The organism is Synechococcus sp. WH 8109 (assembly GCF_000161795.2).
Taxonomy (GTDB): Bacteria; Cyanobacteriota; Cyanobacteriia; order PCC-6307; family Cyanobiaceae; genus Parasynechococcus.
In genome coordinates this window covers 634,993-658,203 of the sequence record NZ_CP006882.1, presented here as the reverse complement: position 1 = coordinate 658,203, position 23,211 = coordinate 634,993, and the positions used below count along the sequence as shown (strand labels likewise).

34 protein-coding genes are annotated in these 23,211 nt (G+C 62.9%); 8 read left to right on the top strand and 26 right to left on the bottom strand.

The features are described 5' to 3' along the window. Positions 1 to 20 precede the first annotated feature (20 nt). Together Syncc8109_RS03555 and Syncc8109_RS03550 are read right to left on the bottom strand one after the other, a co-directional pair. Positions 21 to 221 carry a hypothetical protein gene (locus Syncc8109_RS03555; RefSeq protein ID WP_025362172.1) on the bottom strand — a complete coding sequence of 67 codons (201 nt, stop codon included), beginning with the start codon at positions 219 to 221 and terminating at the stop codon, positions 21 to 23. Next, the gene (locus Syncc8109_RS03550; RefSeq protein WP_156915479.1) at positions 202 to 411 is read right to left on the bottom strand and encodes a hypothetical protein; all 210 of its coding nucleotides are present in this window, start codon (positions 409 to 411) and stop codon (positions 202 to 204) included. Before Syncc8109_RS03550 ends, Syncc8109_RS03555 begins: the two co-directional genes overlap by 20 nt. A 70-nt stretch (positions 412 to 481) precedes the next feature. On the opposite strand from Syncc8109_RS03550, the gene purS reads away from it, so the two are divergent. The 3 genes from purS to Syncc8109_RS03535 are packed head-to-tail and all read left to right on the top strand — an operon-like array spanning position 482 to position 2,336. Continuing rightward, positions 482 to 736, top strand: a complete 255-nt coding sequence (gene purS, locus Syncc8109_RS03545; protein ID WP_011364806.1) for a phosphoribosylformylglycinamidine synthase subunit PurS — start codon at positions 482 to 484, stop codon at positions 734 to 736. Then, entirely contained in the window at positions 733 to 1,383 is a 651-nt protein-coding gene (gene purQ, locus Syncc8109_RS03540; protein ID WP_006850239.1) for a phosphoribosylformylglycinamidine synthase subunit PurQ, read from the top strand. The genes purS and purQ overlap by 4 nt, the downstream gene beginning before the upstream one ends. After that, on the top strand, positions 1,383 to 2,336 hold the full coding sequence (locus tag Syncc8109_RS03535) for an LD-carboxypeptidase (protein WP_006851184.1): 954 nt from the start codon (positions 1,383 to 1,385) through the stop codon (positions 2,334 to 2,336). Before purQ ends, Syncc8109_RS03535 begins: the two co-directional genes overlap by 1 nt. Positions 2,337 to 2,423: 87 nt before the next feature. Here the strand turns inward: Syncc8109_RS03535 and fba are convergent, their stop codons facing one another. From fba to hisA, 21 genes are all read right to left on the bottom strand, one after another. After that, positions 2,424 to 3,497 carry a class II fructose-bisphosphate aldolase gene (gene fba / locus Syncc8109_RS03530; RefSeq protein ID WP_006851756.1) on the bottom strand — a complete coding sequence of 358 codons (1,074 nt, stop codon included), beginning with the start codon at positions 3,495 to 3,497 and terminating at the stop codon, positions 2,424 to 2,426. 60 nt (positions 3,498 to 3,557) lie between these two features. Continuing rightward, on the bottom strand, positions 3,558 to 4,640 hold the full coding sequence (locus Syncc8109_RS03525) for a Gfo/Idh/MocA family protein (protein WP_006850704.1): 1,083 nt from the start codon (positions 4,638 to 4,640) through the stop codon (positions 3,558 to 3,560). Position 4,641: 1 nt separating this feature from the next. Then, a complete protein-coding gene (locus Syncc8109_RS03520) occupies positions 4,642 to 5,013 on the bottom strand; it encodes a hypothetical protein (protein WP_006850644.1) in 372 nt (123 codons plus the stop codon). Further along, positions 5,010 to 5,891, bottom strand: coding sequence for an acetyl-CoA carboxylase, carboxyltransferase subunit beta (accD, locus tag Syncc8109_RS03515; protein WP_006851199.1), 882 nt, complete (start codon positions 5,889 to 5,891; stop codon positions 5,010 to 5,012). Before accD ends, Syncc8109_RS03520 begins: the two co-directional genes overlap by 4 nt. Before the next feature lie 55 nt (positions 5,892 to 5,946). Beyond that, on the bottom strand, positions 5,947 to 6,462 hold the full coding sequence (locus Syncc8109_RS12810; protein ID WP_006852036.1) for an A24 family peptidase: 516 nt from the start codon (positions 6,460 to 6,462) through the stop codon (positions 5,947 to 5,949). An 8-nt stretch (positions 6,463 to 6,470) separates the two neighbouring features. After that, complete coding sequence (locus Syncc8109_RS12805; protein ID WP_232202485.1) at positions 6,471 to 6,608, bottom strand: prepilin peptidase; 138 nt, start codon at positions 6,606 to 6,608, stop codon at positions 6,471 to 6,473. Then, complete coding sequence (locus Syncc8109_RS12800; RefSeq protein WP_006852001.1) at positions 6,595 to 6,744, bottom strand: prepilin peptidase; 150 nt, start codon at positions 6,742 to 6,744, stop codon at positions 6,595 to 6,597. The genes Syncc8109_RS12805 and Syncc8109_RS12800 overlap by 14 nt, the downstream gene beginning before the upstream one ends. Further along, complete coding sequence (locus Syncc8109_RS03505) at positions 6,732 to 7,019, bottom strand: hypothetical protein (RefSeq protein ID WP_025362170.1); 288 nt, start codon at positions 7,017 to 7,019, stop codon at positions 6,732 to 6,734. Before Syncc8109_RS03505 ends, Syncc8109_RS12800 begins: the two co-directional genes overlap by 13 nt. A 67-nt stretch (positions 7,020 to 7,086) precedes the next feature. After that, on the bottom strand, positions 7,087 to 7,989 hold the full coding sequence (locus tag Syncc8109_RS03500; RefSeq protein ID WP_006851954.1) for a phosphoribulokinase: 903 nt from the start codon (positions 7,987 to 7,989) through the stop codon (positions 7,087 to 7,089). Positions 7,990 to 8,053: 64 nt separating this feature from the next. Continuing rightward, the gene (leuB, locus tag Syncc8109_RS03495) at positions 8,054 to 9,127 is read right to left on the bottom strand and encodes a 3-isopropylmalate dehydrogenase (protein ID WP_006851714.1); all 1,074 of its coding nucleotides are present in this window, start codon (positions 9,125 to 9,127) and stop codon (positions 8,054 to 8,056) included. 32 nt (positions 9,128 to 9,159) lie between these two features. Further along, entirely contained in the window at positions 9,160 to 10,203 is a 1,044-nt protein-coding gene (gene lpxD, locus Syncc8109_RS03490) for a UDP-3-O-(3-hydroxymyristoyl)glucosamine N-acyltransferase (protein ID WP_006849853.1), read from the bottom strand. A 35-nt stretch (positions 10,204 to 10,238) separates the two neighbouring features. Further along, the gene (gene proB, locus Syncc8109_RS03485; protein WP_006850326.1) at positions 10,239 to 11,312 is read right to left on the bottom strand and encodes a glutamate 5-kinase; all 1,074 of its coding nucleotides are present in this window, start codon (positions 11,310 to 11,312) and stop codon (positions 10,239 to 10,241) included. After that, positions 11,309 to 11,830, bottom strand: coding sequence for a YqeG family HAD IIIA-type phosphatase (locus tag Syncc8109_RS03480; RefSeq protein WP_006850797.1), 522 nt, complete (start codon positions 11,828 to 11,830; stop codon positions 11,309 to 11,311). Before Syncc8109_RS03480 ends, proB begins: the two co-directional genes overlap by 4 nt. Beyond that, complete coding sequence (locus Syncc8109_RS03475) at positions 11,818 to 12,369, bottom strand: DUF3727 domain-containing protein (RefSeq protein ID WP_006851685.1); 552 nt, start codon at positions 12,367 to 12,369, stop codon at positions 11,818 to 11,820. The genes Syncc8109_RS03480 and Syncc8109_RS03475 overlap by 13 nt, the downstream gene beginning before the upstream one ends. Positions 12,370 to 12,389: 20 nt before the next feature. Then, positions 12,390 to 12,866, bottom strand: coding sequence for a Holliday junction resolvase RuvX (gene ruvX / locus Syncc8109_RS03470; protein WP_006851924.1), 477 nt, complete (start codon positions 12,864 to 12,866; stop codon positions 12,390 to 12,392). After that, a complete protein-coding gene (locus Syncc8109_RS03465; RefSeq protein ID WP_006851770.1) occupies positions 12,866 to 13,897 on the bottom strand; it encodes a hypothetical protein in 1,032 nt (343 codons plus the stop codon). Before Syncc8109_RS03465 ends, ruvX begins: the two co-directional genes overlap by 1 nt. A gap of 38 nt (positions 13,898 to 13,935) precedes the next feature. Continuing rightward, positions 13,936 to 15,096: a hypothetical protein gene (locus Syncc8109_RS03460; protein ID WP_006851027.1), complete on the bottom strand. Its 1,161-nt coding sequence runs from the start codon at positions 15,094 to 15,096 to the stop codon at positions 13,936 to 13,938. Positions 15,097 to 15,160: 64 nt separating this feature from the next. After that, complete coding sequence (locus Syncc8109_RS03455) at positions 15,161 to 15,727, bottom strand: thylakoid membrane photosystem I accumulation factor (RefSeq protein ID WP_006850342.1); 567 nt, start codon at positions 15,725 to 15,727, stop codon at positions 15,161 to 15,163. Between the two features lie 15 nt (positions 15,728 to 15,742). Beyond that, positions 15,743 to 17,338, bottom strand: coding sequence for a DUF3685 domain-containing protein (locus tag Syncc8109_RS03450; RefSeq protein WP_006849633.1), 1,596 nt, complete (start codon positions 17,336 to 17,338; stop codon positions 15,743 to 15,745). A 68-nt stretch (positions 17,339 to 17,406) separates the two neighbouring features. Beyond that, complete coding sequence (locus tag Syncc8109_RS03445) at positions 17,407 to 17,775, bottom strand: transcriptional repressor (protein WP_232202484.1); 369 nt, start codon at positions 17,773 to 17,775, stop codon at positions 17,407 to 17,409. A gap of 128 nt (positions 17,776 to 17,903) precedes the next feature. After that, the gene (hisA, locus tag Syncc8109_RS03440; protein WP_006851252.1) at positions 17,904 to 18,671 is read right to left on the bottom strand and encodes a 1-(5-phosphoribosyl)-5-[(5-phosphoribosylamino)methylideneamino]imidazole-4-carboxamide isomerase; all 768 of its coding nucleotides are present in this window, start codon (positions 18,669 to 18,671) and stop codon (positions 17,904 to 17,906) included. Positions 18,672 to 18,742: 71 nt separating this feature from the next. On the opposite strand from hisA, the gene Syncc8109_RS03435 reads away from it, so the two are divergent. After that, positions 18,743 to 19,663 carry an NAD-dependent epimerase/dehydratase family protein gene (locus Syncc8109_RS03435; RefSeq protein ID WP_006851090.1) on the top strand — a complete coding sequence of 307 codons (921 nt, stop codon included), beginning with the start codon at positions 18,743 to 18,745 and terminating at the stop codon, positions 19,661 to 19,663. Here the strand turns inward: Syncc8109_RS03435 and Syncc8109_RS03430 are convergent. Then, complete coding sequence (locus tag Syncc8109_RS03430) at positions 19,632 to 20,168, bottom strand: CDP-alcohol phosphatidyltransferase family protein (protein WP_025362167.1); 537 nt, start codon at positions 20,166 to 20,168, stop codon at positions 19,632 to 19,634. The genes Syncc8109_RS03435 and Syncc8109_RS03430 overlap by 32 nt on opposite strands. A 31-nt stretch (positions 20,169 to 20,199) precedes the next feature. On the opposite strand from Syncc8109_RS03430, the gene Syncc8109_RS03425 reads away from it, so the two are divergent. Further along, on the top strand, positions 20,200 to 20,673 hold the full coding sequence (locus tag Syncc8109_RS03425; protein ID WP_006850697.1) for a CBS domain-containing protein: 474 nt from the start codon (positions 20,200 to 20,202) through the stop codon (positions 20,671 to 20,673). 34 nt (positions 20,674 to 20,707) lie between these two features. Continuing rightward, positions 20,708 to 20,983 carry a hypothetical protein gene (locus tag Syncc8109_RS12505; protein ID WP_006849970.1) on the top strand — a complete coding sequence of 92 codons (276 nt, stop codon included), beginning with the start codon at positions 20,708 to 20,710 and terminating at the stop codon, positions 20,981 to 20,983. Here Syncc8109_RS12505 and Syncc8109_RS12795 read toward each other — a convergent pair. Then, the gene (locus Syncc8109_RS12795) at positions 20,980 to 21,189 is read right to left on the bottom strand and encodes a hypothetical protein (protein ID WP_025362166.1); all 210 of its coding nucleotides are present in this window, start codon (positions 21,187 to 21,189) and stop codon (positions 20,980 to 20,982) included. The genes Syncc8109_RS12505 and Syncc8109_RS12795 overlap by 4 nt on opposite strands. 83 nt (positions 21,190 to 21,272) lie before the next feature. On the opposite strand from Syncc8109_RS12795, the gene Syncc8109_RS03410 reads away from it, so the two are divergent. Both Syncc8109_RS03410 and Syncc8109_RS03405 read left to right on the top strand, forming a co-directional pair. Further along, on the top strand, positions 21,273 to 21,482 hold the full coding sequence (locus tag Syncc8109_RS03410) for a hypothetical protein (RefSeq protein ID WP_156915478.1): 210 nt from the start codon (positions 21,273 to 21,275) through the stop codon (positions 21,480 to 21,482). 276 nt (positions 21,483 to 21,758) lie between these two features. Beyond that, positions 21,759 to 22,049, top strand: a complete 291-nt coding sequence (locus tag Syncc8109_RS03405) for a 2Fe-2S iron-sulfur cluster-binding protein (RefSeq protein WP_025362165.1) — start codon at positions 21,759 to 21,761, stop codon at positions 22,047 to 22,049. Here Syncc8109_RS03405 and dcd read toward each other — a convergent pair. Next, entirely contained in the window at positions 22,046 to 22,570 is a 525-nt protein-coding gene (gene dcd / locus Syncc8109_RS03400) for a dCTP deaminase (protein WP_006849619.1), read from the bottom strand. The two genes, Syncc8109_RS03405 and dcd, sit on opposite strands and share 4 nt — an antisense overlap. Positions 22,571 to 23,211: the final 641 nt, after the last annotated feature.

Here is a 23,211-nt window from a genome sequence, read left to right as displayed (position 1 = left end):
TCAGATCTATCACCCCGATTTCACTCCAATGGAACGTCACCCGTGGCACAAACAGAACCCCAACAGACGCTGTGGTCCGCCGTCCAGAAGGGTTGCACCTCCCGCCAGTCCTCGCCCTCACCAACCCGCATCATCATCTGGCCGCTGACGTCATGGACAAATTCGACGCGCTGCTGATTCCAGGTCAACACCCAGCGATCTCTAGGACTGGAGGCCACCATCCGACAGGGACTCCAGGCCTGCTGCGCGATCCTGCAACGCATCGAAGCCGCTGCTGCTGAGCTTCCTATCTGCAGAGCTGCCAATCAGCAGCAGAACAGCGGTCCAGATCTGAATGCGAAACACAGTCACTGACTTGGCAGCACGGTGGCGACAGGCCTCCTTTTCACCATGGGGCCGGGCGATGGTCACGCCATTGAGGCGCACCGGATCTCTTCAGGGTTTGGTGTCTGTCAGGATTTGATCAGACCAGTTGCTGATCGTGCCGCGTTTTCAAGCCCGCGTCCTTGTGCGTCTGCGCCCCTCCGTACTCGATCCAGCCGGAGAAGCCGCGCGTGGTGCAGCTGAACGACTTGGGGTGGAAGGCCTCAGCAAGCTGCGGATCGGTAAAGCCGTGGAAATGGAGCTGGAGGCTCCTGATGAGGCCGAGGCCCGCCGCAGGTTGGAATTGCTCAGTGATCGCTTGCTGGCCAACCCGGTGATCGAAGACTGGAGCCTGGAGCTGGAGCAGTCATGAGCATCGGGGTCATCGTTTTTCCCGGCTCCAACTGCGACCGGGATGTGCAATGGGCAACCGAGGGTTGCCTTGGAATGAGCACGCGTCGGGTCTGGCATGAGGAAACCGACCTCAGCGGCTTTGACGCCATCGTTCTGCCGGGCGGTTTCAGCTACGGCGACTACCTGCGTTGCGGCGCAATTGCCCGCTTCGCACCAGCTCTGCAGTCCTTGATCGACTTTGCAGCCAAGGGCGGTCGAGTGCTAGGCATCTGCAACGGATTTCAGGTGCTTACAGAACTGGGCCTGCTCCCCGGTGCCCTCACCCGGAACCGGGATCTGCACTTCATCTGTGAAGACGCACCCCTCAAGGTGGTGAGCCAGCGCACGGCCTGGATGCAGGGGTACAACGACGGGGCCCTGACCCTGCCGATCGCCCACGGTGAAGGCCGCTACCAGTGCAGCGATGACACGCTCAAGCAGCTTCAGGACGACGACGCCATCGCCCTGAGCTACGGCAACAACCCCAACGGGTCGCTGTCCAACATCGCAGGCATCACCAATGCAAGCGGCAGCGTTCTGGGCCTGATGCCCCACCCCGAGCGGGCCTGTGATCCGGCCACGGGAGGAACCGACGGCCGCCGCATGCTGGAAGCCCTGCTGGGCTGATGCCAACCCGCCGGACGCTGCTGATTTCAGGGGCATCCACGATCATCACGGCCCTGCTCTCCTCCAGGGCCATGGCGGCCCAGCGCAGGCTGAAACCCTTGAAGCCTGGATCACGCATCCGCGCCGTGAACCCCGGCACCTGGATGGATCCGGACACGGATCTCGAAACCTTGCGCGAACGCTGTGATCAACAGCAGTGGCATCTGGAGATTCCCGCAGCCGTCACCCGTCAATGGCACTACTTCTCGGGAACCGACCAGGAACGGGTTGAGGACCTGAGATCAGCCTGGAACGATCCAACGGTGGATGCCGTGGTGACCCTTGGCGGGGGCTGGGGGGCCGCCCGCGTTCTCGAAGCCGGTTTTCGTTTTCCGCGCCATCCCAAATGGAGCCTGGGGTTCTCCGACACCAGCTGCCTGCTACTGGCCCAGTGGGCCGCTGGCCTGCCGGGGGCCATCCATGGATCCAGCGGCGGCACAGAGGCGCAATGGCAACGCACGGTGGACTTGCTCTGCGGACGTCCTGTGGCGCCCCTGCTGGGCGAGCCACGACGGCGGGGAATCGCGCGCGGACCCTTGGTGGTCACCAACCTGACTGTGGCGACCCACCTGATCGGCACAACCTGGCTTCCATCCCTGAAGGGGGCCATCCTGGTGCTGGAAGACGTGGGCGAAGCGCCCTACAGGGTTGATCGGATGCTGACCCAGTGGCGCAGCGCAGGCCTGTTGCAGCAGCTGGCGGGGGTGGCCTGCGGCCGCTTCAGCTGGGCTGAAGACGACATCCTTCCAAACGATTTCACGATGGAGGAGATCTTGGAAGAACGCCTTGGCGATCTGGGCATTCCACTGGTGCTGAATCTGCCGCTGGGCCATGGACGGCCCAACCAGGCCTTGCCCCTGGGAGCGCAGGCACAACTGAACGGCAAGCACGGCCTGCTCAGCCTGATGGCCTGATCGGAGAGGGACGCTGCTCACCGATCGAGAAGCCCCACAAAAAAGGGGCCTTTCGGCCCCCGGGGATGGATCAATTGATCGTGAGGATCAGGCAGTAACGGCAGCCTTGGGGTCAAGAGCACCCTTGGCGTAGAGGCCGGCGTAGTAGGTGATGCTCTGCTGCTGGATCTTGCTGGCGTTGCCGGCAGCCCAGAACTGCTGGTAACGGTCCAGGCAGACCTGCTTCATGTACTTGCGAGCCGGCTTGTTGAAGTGGCGGGGGTCGAAGTTGGAAGGATCGGCCATGGCAGCTTCGCGCACAGCAGCGGTGAAGGCGAGACGATTGTCGGTGTCGATATTCACCTTACGCACACCGTTGCGAATGCCTTCCTGGATTTCCTCGACGGGAACGCCGTAGGTCTCGGGGATGGCACCACCGTGCTTGTTGATCATCTCCAGCCACTCCTGGGGAACGGAGGAGGAGCCGTGCATCACCAGGTGGGTGTTGGGGATGGCTTTGTGGATCTCAGCGATGCGGCTGATAGCCAGCACTTCACCCGTGGGCTTGCGGGTGAACTTGTAAGCGCCGTGGCTGGTACCGATGGCGATGGCCAGGGCGTCGCACTTGGTCTTGGCAACGAAGTCGGCAGCCTCTGCGGGATCGGTGAGGAGCATGTCCTTGGACAGCTCGCCCTCAAAACCGTGGCCGTCTTCTGCTTCACCCTTGCCGGTTTCCAGGGAGCCCAGGCAACCCAGCTCACCCTCAACGCTCACACCCACGGAGTGGGCGAAGTCCACCACCTGCTTGGTGACGTTGACGTTGTAGTCGTAGCTGGCGGGAGTCTTGGCGTCGGCTTCCAGGGAGCCGTCCATCATCACGGAGGTAAAGCCGTTGATGGCAGCGGAATAGCAGGTGTCAGGGGCGTTGCCGTGGTCCTGGTGCATCACCACAGGGATGTGGGGATAGGTCTCGGTCGCGGCCAGGATCAGGTGACGCAGGAAGATCTCACCGGCGTAGCTGCGGGCGCCGCGGGAGGCCTGGAGGATCACAGGGCTGTCGGTCTCGTCAGCCGCTTCCATGATGGCCTGGACCTGCTCCAGATTGTTCACGTTGAACGCAGGAATGCCGTAGCCGTTCTCAGCGGCGTGGTCGAGCAGGAGCCGAAGCGGAACGAGCGCCATGGATAAATCCTCGGAGGGTTTGGGTCGTCAAAGACGAATCGCCGGCAATTTTACCGCGTGTTACGCAAGATCCAATGTGCCGCCTGCTGCTTGATCGCAGGCCACACGACTGGCCACGCCCTCGGCCAGTCCAGGCAGCATCGGTTGCCCACTGCGAATGCTCTCGGCCCACCAGCCCAGCACCCGCACCACAGGGGCGATGCGGCCATCCGACCAGGTTTGCGGGAAGGCGAGGTCGGCATCGGGCTCCACCGCGCGGAAGGGCTCACCGAGCGGGGCGTGCTGCAGCTCAAAGCCATGGACGTAGTCCTTCTGATTAGTGCTGCTGAGCAGCAGCGATCCGGAGGACCCCACCACATCCAGGCAGAACCCGCGACCGTTGCGCGATACGGAACTGAGGCTGACCTGAGCCGGCACCTTCAGATCCTGCCTGCCCTGCCAATGGGCAACGGTCTGCAGCAGCGACACATCGGGGGCATCCACAGCGGCCAGACCACCATCGGGGTGGGGGCGTTGCTTGATCGAAACGCTGTTCAGGGCCTGGACGGCCCCAAGGGGACCGATCAGCCAGCCCAGCATGTCCATGGCATGGGTTGCGAGGGCTCCGATCACGCCGCCTCCCTGATCCGCCTGGGCATACCAGTTCCAGCCGCGCTGGGGATCGGCACGGCTGCCCATCAACCAGTCGAGCTTCACCAACCAGGGGGTGCCTACAGCACCGGCCTGCAGAAGGCGTGCGGCCTGCATGAACAGTGGAACGGCTCGGTACTCGTAATCCACAGCCACCGACAGTCCCCGTGCCAGGGCCAGCCGCTGCAGCTCCCGGGCTTGATCGGCATGCAGCGCGATGGGCTTCTCCAGCAGCAGGTGCTTGCCCGCCTCCAGGGCCCGGCGTGCCAGGTCAAAGCGGGGTGCCGGGGGGGTGGCGATGATCACCGCGTCCACCGCGGGATCGGCCAGCACAGCGTCCCAGTCGCTGAATCCCTTCAAACCATGGGCGGCCGTGGCGGCATCCAAGCGCTCCTGGCGCGGGTGCCAAAGCGCCACTGCCTCAAGCTCAGTCGCTGCCGCAAGGGCTGGCAGGTGCACCTTCTCCCCAAAACCGAGACCGGCTACAGCAACACCAATGGGTTGTGGGGACATCTCAGCTGGAGAGGGGTTCGGTGCAGACAGCCTCAATCACGGAGGTGATAAGCCCGTCATCCCCGGCAGGCTGCCATTGGGCACGAAAACGCGGCAAACCATTCACCTGTTTGTCGCGATACAGCTCCTGGGAGCAGTCCAGCTGCATCACATAGAGCTCGCCGGAGGGCTGATCTCCATCTTCAGTGGCCGCTGGGGCGAACCGGCTGAGCACGGTTCGGTATCCGTCCCGATCGATGCGCACACTGCCGCGGTCCCACCACTGCTGGCCCGCGTCGGTGGCAGGCACCTCAATCCATTCCACGGGGCCCGCCAGCACGGGAGCGACCCAAATGACCAAGGCCAGGATCAGAACACAACCAGCTCGGATCATGCTCTGGTGAGCTCCATCGGTTTGCAGCCGTGCAGGCGCAGGAGATTGGCCAGGGTGGAGCGCAGCTGGGTGCGGGGAACGATCGTGTCCACGAAGCCGTGCTCCTGCAGATATTCAGCCGTCTGGAAATTGTCAGGCAGCTTCTCCCGCAGGGTCTGCTCGATCACCCGGCGCCCAGCAAAACCAATCAAAGCCTTCGGTTCCGCCAGGATCAGATCGCCCAGCATGGCGAAACTGGCGGTCACACCTCCCGTGGTGGGGTGGGTGAGCAAGGGCATGTAGAGCAGCTCAGCTTCGCGGTGGCGTTCCAGCGCGCCGGAGATCTTCGCCATCTGCATCAGGCTGAGCATCCCCTCCTGCATCCGGGCACCGCCGGAGGCACAAACGATCAGCAGAGGCAGCTTGCGGGCGGTGGACTCCTCGATCAGACGGGTGATCTTCTCCCCAACCACCGAGCCCATCGATCCACCCATGAAGCGGAAGTCCATCGCTGCAAGGCCCATGGGGATGCCTTCCACCCGGCAGAGCCCGGTGACCACACCATCCCGCAGCCCCGTCGAGGCCTGACTTTCCCGCAGCCGGTCGGCATAGGCGCGCCGGTCTTTGAATCCGAGGGGATCCACCGGTGACAGATCCGCATTCAGCACCTGGAAGCTGTCGGGGTCCGCAATCAGTGCGATGCGTTCAGCACTGTCGATCCGGTGGTGATGGCCGCAGTTGGCGCAAACACTGGCATTGAGTTTCAGGTCTTTGAGATAGACGACCTGACCACACTCCGGGCATTTGCTCCACAGCCCATCACCTTCATCGGGTTCCTGCTTGACGTTGGCGACGTACTGACCCTTACGGCGATCAGCAAACCAATCGAACAGAGACACACAGGGCCGTCAGCTCACACCATTAAAAGCCGGCCCGGTGAAAGACGCTGGGGAATCAAGCGCCCAACAGCATCAACCAGGTGCTCCACCAGCACTGCGGACCGGTCAACCAGACCAGCCAAATGCCCAGTGCAATGAAGGGACCGAAGGGGAACCGTTCCCTGGGGCCCAACCAGCCACTGAGGCGAGCGGTGCTTCCGACCACGGCTCCCGAGACAACCGCAAGGGCCATCGCCGATGCGATGCCTCCGTGGCCCAGCCATGCCCCACCCAGCGCCGCCAACTTGGCATCGCCAAGGCCCAGCGCAGGCTGTCCCAACAACCCTTCGGCCAGTGCACTGAGACCTTCCAACAGCAGCAAGGCCAGCACCGCAACGATCAAATGGCTAGCCAGAACAGGAATGCCAGCAGCCGTGCTGACGAGCAAGCCCAGCACCACTCCACAGCGGCACAGGGGCTCCGGCAACCAAAGGTGATCCAGATCGATCAACACCAGCGGCAACAGCAGCGCAATCAGGGGAAGTCCAGCCCAGGGGAGCCAGAGATCAGGCAGCCCCCCCCACCAGCACAAGGCCGCACTTACAGCGCCGAGATCCAGAGGCCGGCACTCAGGGCCTCCACGGCGGGGGAACGCCAGCTGATCGCTGCATCACAGTCGCGGCAGCGGCCCCTCAGCAGCAGCCAACCCAGCAACGGGAGATTGTCATGCCAGCGGATGGCATGGCCGAATTTTGGGCAGTGGCTGCCGGAAAACCACCGATTCCTGGCGGGGCAAGCGCCAGGCCACCACGTTGGTAAAGCTGCCGAGGCCGGCTCCCAGCAGGCCGGTCCAAGCCAGGATCAACCCTTCCATCGCGTCCGACCACGGCTCGTGCGCCCCCGGATCAGATCGATGGCAATGAACTCTTCGTCCGGCAGAAGAACAGGGGTCTCGAAGACCACGCGGCCATCGGGCTCCTTCGGATCAACCACCACACCGAGAGGCTCCTGCCCCGCAGGGGTGCTGGAGAGATAGGCGAAATAAATGCGTCGTGCCTGGGCGATCAGCGAGCGGCTGTCAATGCGGTCCCAGCGGGGAGACGAGGGCACCCCCGAGGCTCCGCGGATTTCAAAGGAGGGCGTTGACAACGAATTAGAGCCCACCTGATCACTCAGATGAGCCCATTGTAGAGACGATTGTTGGTAGGGGAAGCGATCAGCTGAGCTTGTTCTTCTCTTCGATCATGCGGTGAATGATCGGAGTGAGGATCAGTTCCATGGCGAAGCCCATCTTGCCGCCATTCACCACGATGCTGGTGGGGCTGGACATGAAGGAATCGTGGATCATGCTCAGCAGGTAACCGAAGTCGATCCCCCACTTCTCACGAGCACCCTTGCGGAAGTGGATGATCACGAAGCTTTCATCCGGGGTCGGGATGTTCCGGCAGATGAATGGGTTGGAGGTGTCCACGGTGGGAACCCTCTGGAAGTTGATGTCTGTCTGGCTGAACTGCGGGCAGATGTGATTGATGTAATCGGGCATCCGGCGCAGGATCGTGTCAACGATCGCCTCAGCGGAATAACCACGCTCAGCGTTGTCGCGGTGGATCTTCTGAATCCACTCGAGGTTGGTGATCGGCACCACACCCACCAGCAGGTCGGCCAGGGCAGCCACGTCGTAGCCCTCGCCCTTCACACCGCCGTGGAGGCCTTCGTAGAACAGCACGTCAGTGCCTGAAGGGATGTCTTCCCAAGGCGTGAACTGACCCGGCTCGAGGTTGACGCCAAGACGGGCGTTGTGCTCAGCCGCTTCTTCGACGCTGTGGAGGTAGTAGCGCTTCTGACCAGCACCGGTTTCGCCGTAGGTGCGGAACAGTTCCTCGAGCTTGTCGAAGAGGTTGGCCTCAGGGCCGAAGTGGGAGAAGTTCTCACCCTTAGCCAGGGCATCAGCCATGGCCTGTTTCATGGGCATCCGCTCGTAGCGGTGGTAGCTGTCGCCTTCCACCACTGCAGGGGTAATGCCTTCCCTCGCAAAGATGTGCTCGAAGGCGCGCTTGACGGTGCTGGTTCCAGCTCCGGAAGAACCGGTAACAGCGACAACCGGATGACGCTTCGACATCGACGCAGGGACTACGGGCTCGGCGATCCTGCCAGATCAGGGCCCGATTGCACCAATCTCTGGCTCACAGAGCTTTGAGCAATTGCTCACCCATTGCGCGACATCCCAGCTGGGTGCAGCCTTCTGCCATCAGATCACCGGTGCGGTAGCCACTGGCCAGAACGGCATCCACAGCGGCCTCAAGATCATCGGCAGCCGCGGCCTGTTTCAGGCCGATGCGCAGCATCATTGCGGCCGACAGCACCATGGCCATGGGATTGGCCTTGTCCTGACCGGCGATGTCGGGGGCTGAACCATGCACAGGCTCAAACAGACCAGGACCCTCACTGCCAAGGGAGGCCGAGGGCAGCATGCCGATGGAGCCGGTAAGCATCGCCGCCTCATCGCTGAGGATGTCGCCGAAGAGGTTGCCGGTGAGCAGCACATCGAACTGGCGGGGATCACGCACCAGTTGCATCGCCGCGTTGTCCACATACATGTGGCTCACCTCCACACCGCCATAGCTGGGCGCCATGACATCAACACGATCCCGCCAGAGCTGGCTCACATCAAGCACATTGGCCTTATCCACCGAGCAGAGCTGGCCCCGCCGCTCCTGGGCGAGCTCAAAGGCCACCTTCGCGATCCGATCCACCTCCGAGGCGGAGTAGGTCATGGTGTTGAAGCCGCGCTCGTCTCCCTCGGTCTCGATGCGTCCCTTGGGTTGACCGAAATAGATCCCCCCGGTGAGTTCCCGCACCACCATCAGGTCCACCCCCTCGATGACCTCACACTTGAGGCTGCTGGCAGCGATGAGGGCCGGAACAATCTTCACCGGCCGCAGATTGGCAAACAGCTCCATGCCGGCGCGCAAACCAAGCAGGCCGGTTTCCGGCCGTTTCTCGCGAGGAAGGCTGTCGAAACGGGGGCTGCCGATGGCGGCCAGCAACACCGCATCGGCTGACTTACAGGCTTCGAGGGTGCTGGCGGGCAACGGCTCACCGGTGGCATCGATGGCGCTGCCGCCGATGGGCTGCTCCTCAAAGCTCAGTGAAAAGCCATGGCGCTGGCTCACTACCTCCAGCAGCTGACGGGCAACAGCGGTGATCTCGGGGCCGATGCCATCACCGGGCAGGAGAACAACGCGGTGCTGAGCCATGACGATGCAGTGCGGCAGGTCGACCGCTGAGGTTACTGAGGGGTGTCCCGTTTGAGCTCCCGCAGGGTCTTGGCCATCTCCGGCAGCTTGCTGAAGGTGGCGGCACATCGCAGCCAGAGACGATTCGGAATTGCGGGAAAACCACTCACCACCTCGCCGGGATCCACATCACCGTGAATACCGGTCTTGGAGCTGGCGATGACGCGGTCTCCCACCACAACACGATTGCCAACCCCCACCTGGCCCGCAAGGATGACCCCCTGACCGATCCGGGCACCGCCGGCGATGCCCACCTGTGCCGCGAAGGCACAGCCACGCCCGGTGCTGACCCCATGGCCGATCTGCACAAGGTTGTCGATCTTGGTGCCGGCACCAATACGGGTCTCCCCAACGGAAGGGCGGTCGATGGTGGTACCGCTACCCACCTCAACGCCGTCTTCAAGAACCACCTGGCCGGTCTGCGGCATTTTTCGCCATCCCTTGGCCGTCGGCACGAAGCCGAACCCTTCGGAGCCGACAACGGCATTGGAGTTCACCACACAGCCACGACCGAGACGGGTGCCGGGGTGGAGTACGGCATTGGCGTGCAGCTCGCACCCATCACCCACCACCACGTTGTCGTAAATCACCACCCCTGGATGAACGATGCAGTCGGCACCAAGACAGCTTCCTTCCCCAATGCAGACCCGCGGGCCCACCGCCGTGCCGGGGCCCACCACAGCCCGTTCATCGATCACCGCCGAGGGGTGAATCTCCGCCAAGGGCCGGCGGCGAGGATGCAATTGATCGAGAGCTTCAGCAAAGGCCAGACGCGGATCAGCGAAGACCGCAAAGGCGATGCCACGCTGCGATGCCAGATCAATGAGATCCTGTTGGTCTGGCAGCAACAGGGCACCCACGCCACTGGTGCCCAAAGCCGCCATCAGGGCGTTGCCCTTCTCCAGAAAGCTGAGCTGCGCGGCTGAGGCCTGATCGAGTGAAGCGGCACCCTCAAGCGATGGGTCCAAGCCCGGCTGGCTCCATCGCAGGCCTGCATCACCGGTCTGCAGAACCTTGATCAGGGTGCTGAAACGCATGGAGGCCAGGGCAGTCCGGCGGATCGTAGACGTGGTTAACGGCTGCGAAGCACAAGACCATCGCGATGCACCACCACCGGGGATGACTCCCCCGGTGGTGGGTCATTCATCGCGGCCCGCAGCTGGTCGCTGGCCATCGAACAGAGGCCACGACCCAGATCCTCTCCATCGGGGTCCAGCAACTGAACGGGTTGATTGGCGGCGAAGTCACCCCGCACCGCCGTCACACCCACCAGCAGCAGAGACGCACCACGATGCTGAAGCGCAGCACAGGCCCCTGCATCCAGCTGCAGTTCACCCTCGGGCCGAAGCACGTGGGCTAGCCAACTGCGTCGATTGCCCAGGGGTTCGGGGTGAGGATGGAACACCGTCCCCCCCCGTTCCCCCTGCAACAAAGCCTCGAGACGAGCGGGGTCGCGACCATCAGCGAGCTGCACGGTGATGCCACTGGCGGTGGCAATGCGGGCTGCCGCCAGCTTCGTGGTCATGCCCCCGGTGCCCCAGCGCCCCCCGTCGCCGGCCCCCTGTTCCAACGAGTCCAGCTCCCGGGGGTGGCAAACATCCGAGATCGGTTCGGCGTTGGCATTAACCCGCGGATCCGAGGAATAGAGGCGATCAACATCCGTGAGCAGGATCAGTTGCTGCGCTTCAACGGCGGCGGCCACCAACGCCGAGAGGGTGTCGTTGTCGCCGAAGCGCAACTCCGCCGGCGAGAGGGCATCGTTCTCATTGATCACCGGCAGCACCCCCCAGCTCAGCAGCTGCCGCAAGGTGCCCGAAGCGTTCTGATAACGACGGCGATCGGCCAGGTCGGAGCGGGTCAGCAGCACCTGCGCCACGGAACGACCATGGCGTTCCATGGCCCGTTCATACAGCGCCATCAGCGCGCCCTGGCCGATGGCCGCAGCTGCCTGCAGGGCCACCACCGTGTCGGGTCGGTTGGTGAGGGCCAACTTCTGGCAGCCCAGCCCGACGGCACCACTGGTGACCAGCAACACCTGGTCACCGCGGGCCATGGCCCCTGCGAAGCAGCGGGCGTAGCCATCAATCGTGGTGGTGGTCTCCCCCCGAAGCAGGCTGGTGCCGATTTTCACGACCCACAGGGTCATGCTGAAGGCGCCCCCATCACGCGGGCCATGGCACGTTCAAACCGCTGCACCCGGTCATGGCGGCAGGGCTTGCCGTCGTCTCGAACCGGTCGAACCAACACCGTGTAAAGCCCCATTCGGTTGCCGCAGAGCACATCCGTGAACAGGCGGTCGCCGATCATCGCGATCGCCTCCGGGGGCAGTGCGAGATCACGAACCACGCTGCGCAGGGCGCCACGGCGGGGCTTACCGGCAGCAAAGGTGAAGCTGACCTGCAGCTGGTCAGCCACGGCAGCAATCCGGTCGCGGGAGGGGTTATTGCTGAACAGATGCAATTGCAAGCGACGGCCGGCATCCACCAGCCAGTCGCGCACCGGGCCTGGCAGGGTCACGTCACGACCGGGCAGAAGGGTGCGGTCGACATCTATCACGGCAGCCTGCAGGCCGTGGGCCGTGAGGTGGGGCAGCGAAAGCTGGGCAATGGTGAGGTGGGGATCCCAATCGGGGGTCAACCATTGCTGTGCCGTCAATCCGGCCATTCACGCTCCTCCAGTTCCGCCTCAATCAGTGGTTGAACGCGGTCGAGCTCATCGTCGCTCAGCAGCACCGCCTGGCCATCCACCATCCGTACCAAGACCAGGAACGGGTCGAGGGGGATGTAGAGGCCGTATTCCTCCGCGTCGACCATGAAGCTCACCAGCAGTTCAAAGGTCTCGGCGTCCTCATCAACGTCGTCGTCTTCCAGCTCATCGAGCTCATCCTGATCCGGCTCCTCCAATTCACCACTAACGGTGAGGGTGATCGCCGATCGCACCAGGACCAGGTCGTGCTCCTGGAGCACCACATCAGCCACCGAGAGAATCGGCTCGCTGCTGGCAACTTCCGTGATGGGCACCGGCTCTGCATCGTCGTTGAGCCGAAACAGCGACACCGGTGTGTCGACCGGCGAAAGCAGGGCGTAGTCCTGCCCCTCGATGGGGATCAGATGCTCGAGGAAGCACAGCAGATCGTGGCCCTCGCGGTCGCAGACCAGCAGGGTGGGGTGATCGCTGCTCTTACCGGGGCCCGACTCAGACATCGACGCGGCTCTGACTGGGCTCAGGATCCACCATCGCCCGCCCCGGCGCCCGACCTTGACGCACTCTGTTGGGCCGGTTTGAGCTCCGGACCCTCCGCCAGCCATTGCTCCAGCAGCAGGGCAGCGGCTGCACTGTCCAGACGTCCGCTGCGATCACCCGTCAGCCCGAACTGTTCACCGGCCGCCCAGGTGCTGCTGTGCTCATTCACCCAGGCCAGGGGCAGATCGAGGGCGGCAGCCAGCCGCAGGCCGTAACGCTGGCAATGCTCCGCTTGGGCCGTGGGCTGACCCGCGTCATCCAGGGGGAATCCCACCACAAGCCCCTGCACCGACCGTTCACGGCAGTGGGCCCGCAGAACGACCAGATCCGCATCAAAGCGACCACGACGCAGGGCAGCGAGGGGCGTAACGCTGATGCCCAGGGCATCGCAGCCAGCCAGACCGATGCGCCGCCGGCCCACATCGAGGCTGAGGATCGAACAGGGACGCGGCCGCATCAGTGCCGATCACCCAGACATGGTGTGGGCAAGGGTGTGCCCTGAGGCCGCAATCGGCCCAGCACCTGATCGAGCGATCGGGTCAGCTGCAGGTTGCGCTGGGGTGACTGACGCCGCCACATGCTGCGTCCGAACAGCAGCTGCTCGTCGCCGCGGGTCCAGCCCTCCGCCTCCAGGATCCGGCTGAGGGGGGCATCGTCAAAGGCCGTGAGCAGCCCGCGAGGGCGGCCGCGCTGAAGGATCCCGTTCAAAACCTGGGGAAGGGCCTGATCCAGCCTGGGATCCCAGGTGACGTCGCGCATCAGTTCCAGGAACCCAGCCTCTCCGGCATCGGGAAGGCGGATGCATCCTGCCAACACAGCATCTCCAGCCATGAGCACGCCGCAGCCGAGGCCGTTGCGGTCCAGCAGATCCAGCCAATGGCGGTCGGTGATCTGACGCAGGTGGCTGTGGCTGCCGCCCTGCTCGATCGGCCAGAGCAACTGCGCGGTGCGGCGGTTCAAGGCCGCCCAGCGCAGACCCCCTGGCAATGGATCGCTGCTTGGTGGCTCAACCCCGGGGCCTGGTGGACACCAACATTGATACGGACGAAGCGGTTGAAAGCCCAGCTCCCGCAGCAGGGCAATGGCATCGGCATCGGTGGCCGGACAGCGGATCACCCAGCTGCAGATCTGGGCGGTCCAGGACTGCAGAGCCTGCTGAAGCAAGGACTGCTGAATGGCGCGATGGCTGTGATCGTCCAGCGGGCCCAACAGCTCCGGCAAATGAAGGATCCAGCAGCTGCCGCGGCGGTTGAACGGCCGGGCCACCACACTGGCCACTGGGCGATCTCCCACGAGGGCCATCAGGCAACGGGGCGAGCGGCTGGGGAGCAGATCGGGGAAGCGTTGCTCAACTCTCGAGAACCATTCACCGATCAGAAAGCCCTGAAAACGTGAGAGCTGATCAAGCGGCGCGTCCTGAACCCACTTCGCCAGGTGGGCTGGATTGAGGGGCTCAATGCGGATGGTGGTGGTCTTGGGTTCTGTCACCGGACACCCTCCATCCCCAACTATTCACAATGTATCGCTCATTCCAGGCCTGGCCGCACCAGGACCAGAGGGGTGCGCTCATTGGCATTGCCAGCAGGATTGGGACGCAGAGCCCGGCCCAGCAAGCCCTCATCACAGCCGGGGCTGGAAGCCAGCACCTTCACACGGCCGAGGTCGTTGACGTCGACGATGGCAATGTCGACCCCGAGTTCGGCAGAGGCATCACGACAGAACTGTTCAGCCCGGGATGGCCCCAAAACAATGGTCTGGTCGTAGGGCGGTGTGGTGCCGGTGATGTCGTCGATCAAGCGGGCCTGGTCACCGGCGAGGCGATAGAAGCCACCGGGGATGCCCACCAGCTTCATCAGCAGACCCCCCAGCCAGGCGGCAAGAACCCTGGTGGGCCCCACCAGATCGATCAAGGTCTGCATGCCGCAGGCCGTGGCCAGGCTGCTGGTGGGGTGAAACACACGGCAGGCCAGGCGCGCCACCATGCCGGGTTCCACCTCACTTGGATGGCGATATCGACCCTGGATCACAGCCACGGGGGTTTCGCCGATGGTGAGGATGTCGCCGGGCTCCACCAGATCGGCGGCGTAGGTGCGCAGGACGTCAATGCAGTCATCCAGGGGGCCGAGCAGGTGGGTGCGCAGCGGCAAAACGCGGCAGCTTTCCCCCTGGCGGAAAGGGGCTTGATCGGGCTGCAGGGGTTGAGGACGGCTCAAGGGAACCAGCACGCCCTGACGACGCTGCAGGCGACCGAAGGGTCCATAATTCACCCAGTGGGTATCCACCCAGAGGCTGTCGACCCGAGCCGATGTCATCGGGCCAGTGATCTCGATCGAGACAAGGGCACGCGTGGTTTTGCGTCCTTTGACGATGTAGGCCGCCCAGTAGCCGTCTGCGCGGGTCTCCTCGTCGGGATGGTCGGCAATGATCCGCGTTTTCACTTCCAGGCCGGCGGGATCAGAGGACCCCAGCAGCACGGGCTCGACCCGCAGCTCCGGCACAAAAACCTCCATGCGGGGGTGGGGGTTGCTGATCTCCAGCACACCCTCGATATGGAGCCGCCCGCCCAAATCATTAACGCGCCAGTCGCGAGGGGTCATCCGCAACGGTGAGGCGGGTCTGAGGCGATGGCGGAGCTCCAGCCAAGCCACAGCAAGTCCAAGGCCGAGCGGAGCAAGCAGCAGCGACACAGCGGATCCGGCTCAGCGACCGGGACAACTGGCCGGCAGCGTAGGCGCCATGGCGGTTAGCGTCTCAGTTGGCGGTGACTTCGATGTTGACTTCGTTGAAACTGCCTCCCTGATCAATGCGTCCCAGATCTGGAGCGGGAAGACCGGTGGAGGCGCTGATGGCGTCGTTGATCGCCACGAGTGGAACCTGACCGTTCTGATCAAGCACAATCCGGCCATCGGTGCCGATCACCACCACCTGCGGAATGGTTCCAGACCAATAGGTGGCTGGATCACCGGCCCCCAGCGCTTCACGGCCCTGCAGCGGATCGGTGGAAAGCGGCAGCAGATCGATGCTGCGGCCCCAAAGCCGTTGCAGTTCCGACACCACCGGAGCGAAGCGTTTGCTCACGGCGCTGTCATCCAGGTAATAGACGATCACGGCTGTGCGTCCCTCAGCGAGGGACTCCTCCAGGGTGCTGGCGGGAGGCACCAACGACCCATTGCCAGCGTAGAGGGCATAGATGTTGCCGTCGTAGCTGTCGCTGTTCAACACAGCGGCGGCTGGTGCGACATGGAGCAGCAGCGCGATCGAAACGGTGATCAGACAGCGCACCAAAGCAAGCATCAAGCCGAAGCAGCGGATCGCCATTGTGGACCCAGGGGCCTAACCGCGGCCGAAGCTGCGTCCCATGCCCTGGGCAATGCCCCGCCCCACCAGACCGATGGCGCGCCCCAACACCTGGGTGAGCAGGATCACAGCAAGGTCGCCGATGCGGCGAACCAGTGCCTGCACCTGGGGTGCGAGGGCATCCCGGGCTTCCAGGAGCAAGGCCACCTGCCGCTGCCACCAACCCAGCTGATTGAGCTCCTTGTCGCGGGGCTCAGTCAGCAGCATCGGTTCGATGCGACCAGAACGCAATTGAAACAGGGTGCGCTGGCTTTCGTAGAGCTGAATGGGGCGCTCCACCCAATCCGCCCAGCGAAGCTGTGTATTCAAGCGGTTCCTGAGCCGGTCGAGTTCCCGGGTCGCCAGGAGGGGGTCCCGCAGCAGGTAACGGCGCAGCTCCGGCCAGTCACCACAGGCATCAAGCAATTCGGCACCAATCAGTTCCGCCGTCCTCACCAGCCAATTGCTGACCAGGGTTTCCAGTTGCAGGAAGGCCCTGGGGTCATCGGCCGGCAGCAGCAGGCCGTTCACCAGCATCGGTTGATCGGCCACCAGCGGCGCCAGCATTCCGATTGGATCGGGCAGCTCTACGTCTGCACCGGTGAGATCAGCACGGCTGAGCAGCGAAGCCACCACCGGCTGCAGCTCGCCGTCGCAGGGGATCTGGACATAACTGCCGGCCAGGGCAGTGAGGGCCTGCTGACGCAACTCTGGCTGCAACGAATCCCAGGCCTGGGCCATCGCAGTGCCGTCCTGGCGGCGGCGCAGGCGCTGCAAGACCTGATCAAGCTGTTGCAACAGGGCCAGCAGCAACTCCCGGCGGCGATCCGGGTGCAGACCCTCAATTGCCAGCAGACGGCCGGTGGAATTGGTCAATCCAGACTGAACTGATGAATCGATGCGGTCGCGGATGGCATCCCATACGGCAACGGCATTGCGTTCGCGCAGGCTGATCGCCGTAGTGGTGGGTGATCCATCGCTGGACACGGAGGGGGCCAGGGGTTCTGCATGTTCGAGGCCCAGGTGCAACGGCCCCCAGAGCCAGAGCAGAAAGCCCTTGGCGAAGCGCAATTCGCGGCGGCGCCCCTGCAGCAGCAGAAACAGCAACGGCTGTTCCGGGGGTGGATTGAGCAGGGCCTCCACCCGTTGCAGGTCGCGGCTCACCTGCTGCAGGCCACTCACAAGCAACCACTGTCCCAGGCCCATGGTCTGCTCCTGGCTTTGCGTCTCCGACGCAGCCTCCAGGCGAATGTCCCTGCCGCCCTGCAGCAGGGTTTCGATAGCGTTCTGAAGCCCCTGGGCATCGACGTTTTGAAGTAGGCCGGCCGCCGGCAGCTCCAGCAGTTGTTCCCGCGAAAGATGTAGCTCGCTGGGCAGCAGCAGCAGCACAGGGGCGGGCTGCCAGCGCTCCTGCAGGGCGAATAGCTCCTGCTGAAGCGACGCCAATGAGGCCAAGGTGTCGATCGACCAGATCACCAACGCCGGGGCACCCGTCAGGCGCTCAGGGCGAAGCACCACCTCCCAATCGTCCCGGGCGGAGGTGAGTTTCAGCGCCAGCGACTCCCCGAGAAGATCCGGAGCGAGCAGCAACATCCGCACCGGCGAAGGGGAGACCAAGGGTTGAACCCGAAACAGTTGGGCTCAAGGTAACGACCTTCTGCTCAGTTCTCCAGGGTGCGCCTGCCGTTCAATTGCAAGGTGTACGACTCGATGCGGAAGCCGGTGCGCTGTTCGATCTCACGCAACAGGTCGTCAGGAAGAACAACGTCGATGTCATCGATCGAACCGCTGTCCATACAGGTGAGATGGCTGTGAGGATCACTGCGGTAGCCGTAGAGGCGACCACTGGCGCGATCGAGACACTCAATCACCCCAGCCGACTGCAGGGCTTCGAGGTTCTGATACACCGAGGTGTGGCCGATGCTGCGACCCCTCAGATTCAGCTGTTCAAAGATGTCGCGAGCGCTGAGGTGGCTCTTCTCGCTCCAGAGCAGGTCAAGAACCATGCGCCGCTGACGGCCGAGACGCATGCCCAGCCGCCGGTACTGCTCAAACACCTCCTGCAAACTGCCCGCGGGGGACTGCGTGCTGCTCTTTCCAGCGGCTGCTATTACCACAGAAGGTGCCTGCTTCTTCAACCATAAGTCCCTAGGCCAGCTCAGGCGATGTCTGCCGCCACGGCGGTGACGTCTTGAAGCCTTGCCTCACCCAACGCAGCGATGGCCTCCGCCAGGTCGACACGGCCGTCGTAGAGGGCTCGGCCAACGATCACTCCCGTCACACCAAGGGGCTCCAAGGGCAGGAGTGAGAGGAGGTCGGCCATGCAGCCAATGCCTCCGGAGGCGATCACCGGAACAGCGCAGCACTGCGCCATGGTTCGCAGCGCCTCCAGGTTGGGGCCGGCGAGGGTGCCATCGGTGGCGATATCGGTGGTGATTATCGCCGCGATGCCGGCGACACTGAACTGCTTGGCCAGATCGGTGGCCAGAACATCGCTCTGCTCGATCCAGCCCCGGGTGGCCACCCGGCCATCGTTGGCATCAATGCCCACCACGATGCGGCCGGGATGGCGTTGGGCCAACTCCTGAACCAACTCCGGCTGTTCAATCGCCACCGTGCCGAGAATTACCCGATCCAGGCCACAGGCGATCAACTCTTCGGCGCGCTCGAGCGAGCGCACACCACCACCGAGCTGAACAGGGATGTCGAGGGCGGCGGTGATGGCCCGCACCGCTGCGTCATTGATCGGCTCACCCCGTTTGGCGCCATCGAGATCCACCAGGTGCAGACGGGTTGCCCCCTGGCTCTGCCAGCTGAGGGCCTGCGCCACAGGATCCTCACTGAATCGGGTCACCTGGTCGTAATCCCCCTGGTGAAGCCGGACGCAGGCTCCATCGAGCAAATCAATGGCGGGAATGATCTCCATCAGGGTCGGACCAGAGACCCTCCATCCTGCAGCGCCACGCTTCAATAGCTGCGCTTTTCGGGCCCAAGTGCATGAAGATCCTGGTGATGGGGGGAACCCGCTTCGTGGGCCGGCCCTTGGTGGCCCGCCTGCAGGCCCAGGGCCATGCACTCACCCTGTTCACCCGCGGTAAGAACCCCGTCCCCGCTGGCGTGGAACACCTTTGTGGCGATCGCAGCAGCGATGAAGGCCTTAGCGCGCTGCAGGGCCGCAGCTTCGATGTGATCGTCGACAGCTCGGGACGCAAGCAAGAGGACAGCAGCCGCGTGGTGGCCATCACCGGGTCCCCCAGCCATCGCTTTGTGTACGTGAGTTCAGCCGGGGTGTACGCCGATTCGGAGCTGTGGCCCATGGATGAATCCAGCCCCACCGATCCGCAGAGCCGTCACGCCGGCAAGGCCGACACCGAGGCCTGGCTGCGCAAGGAGGGTATCCCCTTCACCAGCTTCCGGCCCACCTACATCTATGGCCCTGGCAACTACAACCCGGTGGAACGCTGGTTCTTCGATCGCATCGTTCACAACCGCCCGATTCCGCTGCCCGGTGACGGCAGCACGATCACCCAACTGGGCCATGTGGAAGATCTGGCGGAAGCAATGGCCCGTTGCATCGACGTGGATGCTGCAGCAAATCGCATTTACAACTGCTCCGGCAAGCAGGGCATCAGCTTCCGGGGCCTGATCCGCGCCGCAGCCGTAGCCTGCGGCCGCGATCCCGATGGCCTAGAGCTGCGCAGCTTCAACCCCAGGGATCTGGACCCCAAAGCCCGCAAGGCCTTCCCGCTGCGGCTCAATCACTTCCTCACCGACATCACCCGGGTGGAACGCGAACTGGCCTGGCAACCCAGCTTCGACCTGGCCAAGGGCCTGGCCGACAGCCACAGCAACGACTACGCCCTGAACCCAACCGCAGCGCCAGACTTCAGTTCTGACGAGGCACTGATCGGGGCGTGATGTAGCCCAGAGCTGAGCTCAGAGCCAGGGCGAGGGAGGGCCAGAACATCCACCATCCCAGGCTCTGGAGCCCGGCAGCAGCGATCCAGCCGGAGGGCCAGAGCATCAGCAACAGGCTGAGGAACTGAAGGATCGTCTTTGCTTTGCCCGACAGCGAAGCCGGCCCGCCATCACTGGCCTGGGATCGCCAGCCCGATATCAGCAATTCACGGACCAGCAACAACCAGACCGCCCAGAGCGGCAGCACAGCCGACGACGCCAGCCAGAGCAACGGTGCCGCGATCAGCACTTTGTCGGTGAGGGGGTCAATGCGAGCGCCCCAGCTGCTGCCACCCCCGGCGCGCCGGGCCAGCCAGCCATCGGCCGCATCACTGAGCCCGGCCAGCAGCAGCAAACACCAGGCCCAGCCCTGCCAGCCGAACTGCAGGGCAAGGATCAGCGGGAAACCGGCAACGGCTCGCGCCACGGTGAGTCCGTTGGCAATCGAACGCAAAGACAGAAACAACGCTCAGAATGCGAGGAGCTGAATCTCGATCATGGTCCTGCAGCTGACGGTGGCTGATGTGATGACCCAGCCGGTGCTGACGGTCACGCCCGACACCCCGTTGCAGCAGGCCGTGCAGATGATCAGCGACCACCACGTGAGTGGTTTGCCGGTGGTGAATGTAGAGGGTCGTCTGATCGGCGAGCTGACGGAGCAGGATCTGATGGTGCGGGAGAGCGGTGTTGATGCCGGCCCCTACGTGATGCTGCTGGACAGCGTGATCTACCTGCGCAATCCCTTGAACTGGGACAAGCAGGTGCACCAGGTGCTCGGCACTAAGGTGAGCGATCTGATGCGCAAGGACTCCCACAGCTGCAGGACGGAGTTAGCGCTGCCCAAGGCGGCATCCCAGCTGCATGAGCGGGGCACGCAACGCCTGTTCGTGCTGGATAGCAACCAATGTCCTGTCGGCGTGATCACCCGAGGCGACGTGGTGCGTGCCCTGGCCTCCCATCAAGCCGGCTGATTCAACTGATCGTTCGTTCTCCCTTTCCAGGCCAATGCTGCGCTCCTTGATGGTTGCCTGTGTGCAGGCGGTTGTTCCCCTGCTTGGGCATGCCAACCCCACGGCCGAGACCGAGACCGAGGGAATGGATTTCCTTGACCTGGTGGATGGCGAGGGCAACGTGCTGATTCAGGCCCACGGTGTTGATGCCGTTAACGCCGAAGCCCGGGCCCAAATCCTGGCCTTTCCTGCCCTGGGGTACTGGTCTGATGAGGGTCACTGCTTTGTGAAACCTGCTCCAGGCGACTGCAACGGCATGTTCAAGAGCTAGGGGCATTCCGCCGTTTGCGATGCCGGAGCAGGCTGCATGAGGCGGTTGTCCACGCGCAACGGCGAAAACAGCACGAGGTTTCCTGCCACCAAGCCCGCGGTGACAACAACAGCCGCGAGAACCTCTAAGCCTTCCGATGTTTTGGCTTGCATGGCTCGAGCATGCGCCGGTGGGTTGCCAACGGCGAGGCCTTGTTTGGCTTTCAACGTGTGGGAAGAAACGGAGTCAGTTGATACTTCAACCATCAAACCGAGAGAGTTACGAAAGAGCAGTTGATGCGCCCAGCCCTGTGTCGCTCATCTCACGATTTCACGACGACATGGGTGATGTGCCTCCGATCAAGTTCGAGACCGGACATCAGGGGAAGGAGGCAGATCGCCTGACTCGATTCATCTGGAATCAAGTGATTCAACTGCTGTTGGCCGGCAAGGAGTTAGAAGCCAACTCGCTGTTGGAAGAATTTGATGAACCACCCCTTTGGGACGACCCACTCGACTGAAAGGGCATGGGAACGCCACTCACGCAATGGCTTCAGCTGGTGGGCTGGGTGCTGCTCGCCACAACCCTGATTTGCCTAAGCGCAACCGGGGTTTTCTGAGATGAACGGTTGAACCAACCCCCCTCAGCAGCAATCAATCTGACCAACAAAATCAGTGATCAATAACATCAAAATCAATCCGGTATGACTTGCCACATCGATCCCGAAGTCTTCCTTGAATGCATCAGCAGCAGCATCCAATTTGATTTTTGATTGATGCGTGCATTGATTAAACCAATGGCTTCGTATCAAATCACGATCACCACATCGGAAGGCTCCTCCAGCTTTGCCTGTGCCGACGATCAGTACATCCTTGATGCTGCAGAGGAAGCTGGTGCTGATCTGCCCTATTCATGCCGAGCTGGTGCCTGCTCCACCTGTGCAGGCAAGCTCTCGAGTGGCTCTCTGGATCAGTCGGATCAGAGCTTCCTGGATGACGAACAAATCGCCAAAGGCTTTGCCCTGCTTTGCGTGGCTTACCCGACAAGTGATTGCCAGATCAAAGGAGAAGCAGAAGAAGACCTCTAAAAACTGCTCTGGCTCTGCCCAGCGAAGCGGCCCGTGTAGTGCTCTTCACCATCCATGCACTGGAAGATGAACTGACAGATCAGAGTGCCCGGCACCACCGCCAGTGGAGCCGGGCCGAAGTTGCTCATTTCCAGAACCTGCTGACTGTCGATCCCTGGCCCCATGAACGGTGCACTGATATGCACCATCAGCCCCAGGCGAGCAAAGCGGCTGCGGCCCTCAAGCCAACCGCAAAGGCCTGGCCCGAGCCTGACGCGTTCACTGGTGATCCCCAGCACGGTCTCCCCCGGCATGATCAGGATGTACCCGCCCTCTGGGATCTCCAGCTTGTCAGTGAATTCGCGGTAGTCGGTGTGATCGCGAACCTCGATCACTTCATGCACTTTGCGGAACACCCGAAACGTGGTGCCAAGGGTCAGATCCACCGATGCAGGCCCAACATGGTCGGCATTGAAGGGTGTAATTGCGATCAGGCCGTTATCAACCGCCTGAAGAATGGCCTGACGTCCGAGCACCGCCATGGGTCAATCCCTCGCTGGGCCATGAGTATGGACGCCTCAGACGCCTGGGTGCTCAAACAAAACCGTCGACAGTACTGACTCGCTCAGCTCGGCAGTGTCTTGCTTCTGAGGCTGCTTAAGCGGTGGAGCGTCGGGAAGCCGGAAGGTTTTTTCGAGGTCTGTCTCGCTGGCATCAAAGGGGCAGGTCATAAAAGAGAGGACTGCCCACAGGGCCGTCGCAACGACTTAACAACGCATCACTGCGATTCCGTTACATTATTCAACAACGCTTTGTAACGAGAGTTTTGACTTTTACTACCCAAGACCTGCTCATCGCGTTCGGCAGCTTCGGCATGGCCCTGTTCGCCTTGAACCTCTACAAACTGACCAAGCCCGCCAACGGCTGATTAAACCGGACACTTGAAAACCCTGAGTAGGCGCCCCTCATCCGTGTGAACGTGCCCTGATTGGACGCAACCTAGCTCTGCTGGAGGTAGCCGAGAACCAATGTGGGTTGTGAAACGCTCGGTGCTCTTAACCCCAGTCGCTATCACCAAGGCGAAAGCCGCGAGCGAGAGAAGAGCCCTGAAATACACTCGCATTCGTAGGCAGCAGAAGTATTCAAGTCTGATAGGAAGAACCCGTCGGTGGTGGTCCTCGAA

Excerpts from the sequence above, each read along its gene's own strand:
- leuB (WP_006851714.1), bottom strand. The coding sequence starts at position 9,127 with ATGGCTCAGCACCGCGTTGTTCTCCTGCCCGGTGATGGCATCGGCCCC.
- fba (WP_006851756.1), bottom strand. The coding sequence starts at position 3,497 with ATGGCGCTCGTTCCGCTTCGGCTCCTGCTCGACCACGCCGCTGAGAAC.
- hisA (WP_006851252.1), bottom strand. The coding sequence starts at position 18,671 with ATGGAGATCATTCCCGCCATTGATTTGCTCGATGGAGCCTGCGTCCGG.
- proB (WP_006850326.1), bottom strand. The coding sequence starts at position 11,312 with ATGACCCTGTGGGTCGTGAAAATCGGCACCAGCCTGCTTCGGGGGGAG.
- ruvX (WP_006851924.1), bottom strand. The coding sequence starts at position 12,866 with ATGCGGCCGCGTCCCTGTTCGATCCTCAGCCTCGATGTGGGCCGGCGG.
- lpxD (WP_006849853.1), bottom strand. The coding sequence starts at position 10,203 with ATGCGTTTCAGCACCCTGATCAAGGTTCTGCAGACCGGTGATGCAGGC.
- Syncc8109_RS03435 (WP_006851090.1), top strand. The coding sequence starts at position 18,743 with ATGAAGATCCTGGTGATGGGGGGAACCCGCTTCGTGGGCCGGCCCTTG.
- dcd (WP_006849619.1), bottom strand. The coding sequence starts at position 22,570 with ATGGCGGTGCTCGGACGTCAGGCCATTCTTCAGGCGGTTGATAACGGC.
- Syncc8109_RS03500 (WP_006851954.1), bottom strand. The coding sequence starts at position 7,989 with ATGTCGAAGCGTCATCCGGTTGTCGCTGTTACCGGTTCTTCCGGAGCT.
- Syncc8109_RS03525 (WP_006850704.1), bottom strand. The coding sequence starts at position 4,640 with ATGTCCCCACAACCCATTGGTGTTGCTGTAGCCGGTCTCGGTTTTGGG.
- Syncc8109_RS03535 (WP_006851184.1), top strand. The coding sequence starts at position 1,383 with ATGCCAACCCGCCGGACGCTGCTGATTTCAGGGGCATCCACGATCATC.
- purQ (WP_006850239.1), top strand. The coding sequence starts at position 733 with ATGAGCATCGGGGTCATCGTTTTTCCCGGCTCCAACTGCGACCGGGAT.
- Syncc8109_RS12800 (WP_006852001.1), bottom strand. The coding sequence starts at position 6,744 with ATGGAAGGGTTGATCCTGGCTTGGACCGGCCTGCTGGGAGCCGGCCTC.
- Syncc8109_RS03405 (WP_025362165.1), top strand. The coding sequence starts at position 21,759 with ATGGCTTCGTATCAAATCACGATCACCACATCGGAAGGCTCCTCCAGC.
- Syncc8109_RS03475 (WP_006851685.1), bottom strand. The coding sequence starts at position 12,369 with ATGTCTGAGTCGGGCCCCGGTAAGAGCAGCGATCACCCCACCCTGCTG.
- Syncc8109_RS03450 (WP_006849633.1), bottom strand. The coding sequence starts at position 17,338 with ATGTTGCTGCTCGCTCCGGATCTTCTCGGGGAGTCGCTGGCGCTGAAA.
- Syncc8109_RS03425 (WP_006850697.1), top strand. The coding sequence starts at position 20,200 with ATGGTCCTGCAGCTGACGGTGGCTGATGTGATGACCCAGCCGGTGCTG.
- Syncc8109_RS03445 (WP_232202484.1), bottom strand. The coding sequence starts at position 17,775 with ATGCGTCTCGGCCGTCAGCGGCGCATGGTTCTTGACCTGCTCTGGAGC.
- Syncc8109_RS03520 (WP_006850644.1), bottom strand. The coding sequence starts at position 5,013 with ATGATCCGAGCTGGTTGTGTTCTGATCCTGGCCTTGGTCATTTGGGTC.
- Syncc8109_RS12505 (WP_006849970.1), top strand. The coding sequence starts at position 20,708 with ATGCTGCGCTCCTTGATGGTTGCCTGTGTGCAGGCGGTTGTTCCCCTG.
- Syncc8109_RS03455 (WP_006850342.1), bottom strand. The coding sequence starts at position 15,727 with ATGGCGATCCGCTGCTTCGGCTTGATGCTTGCTTTGGTGCGCTGTCTG.
- Syncc8109_RS03555 (WP_025362172.1), bottom strand. The coding sequence starts at position 221 with ATGGTGGCCTCCAGTCCTAGAGATCGCTGGGTGTTGACCTGGAATCAG.
- Syncc8109_RS03480 (WP_006850797.1), bottom strand. The coding sequence starts at position 11,830 with ATGGCCGGATTGACGGCACAGCAATGGTTGACCCCCGATTGGGATCCC.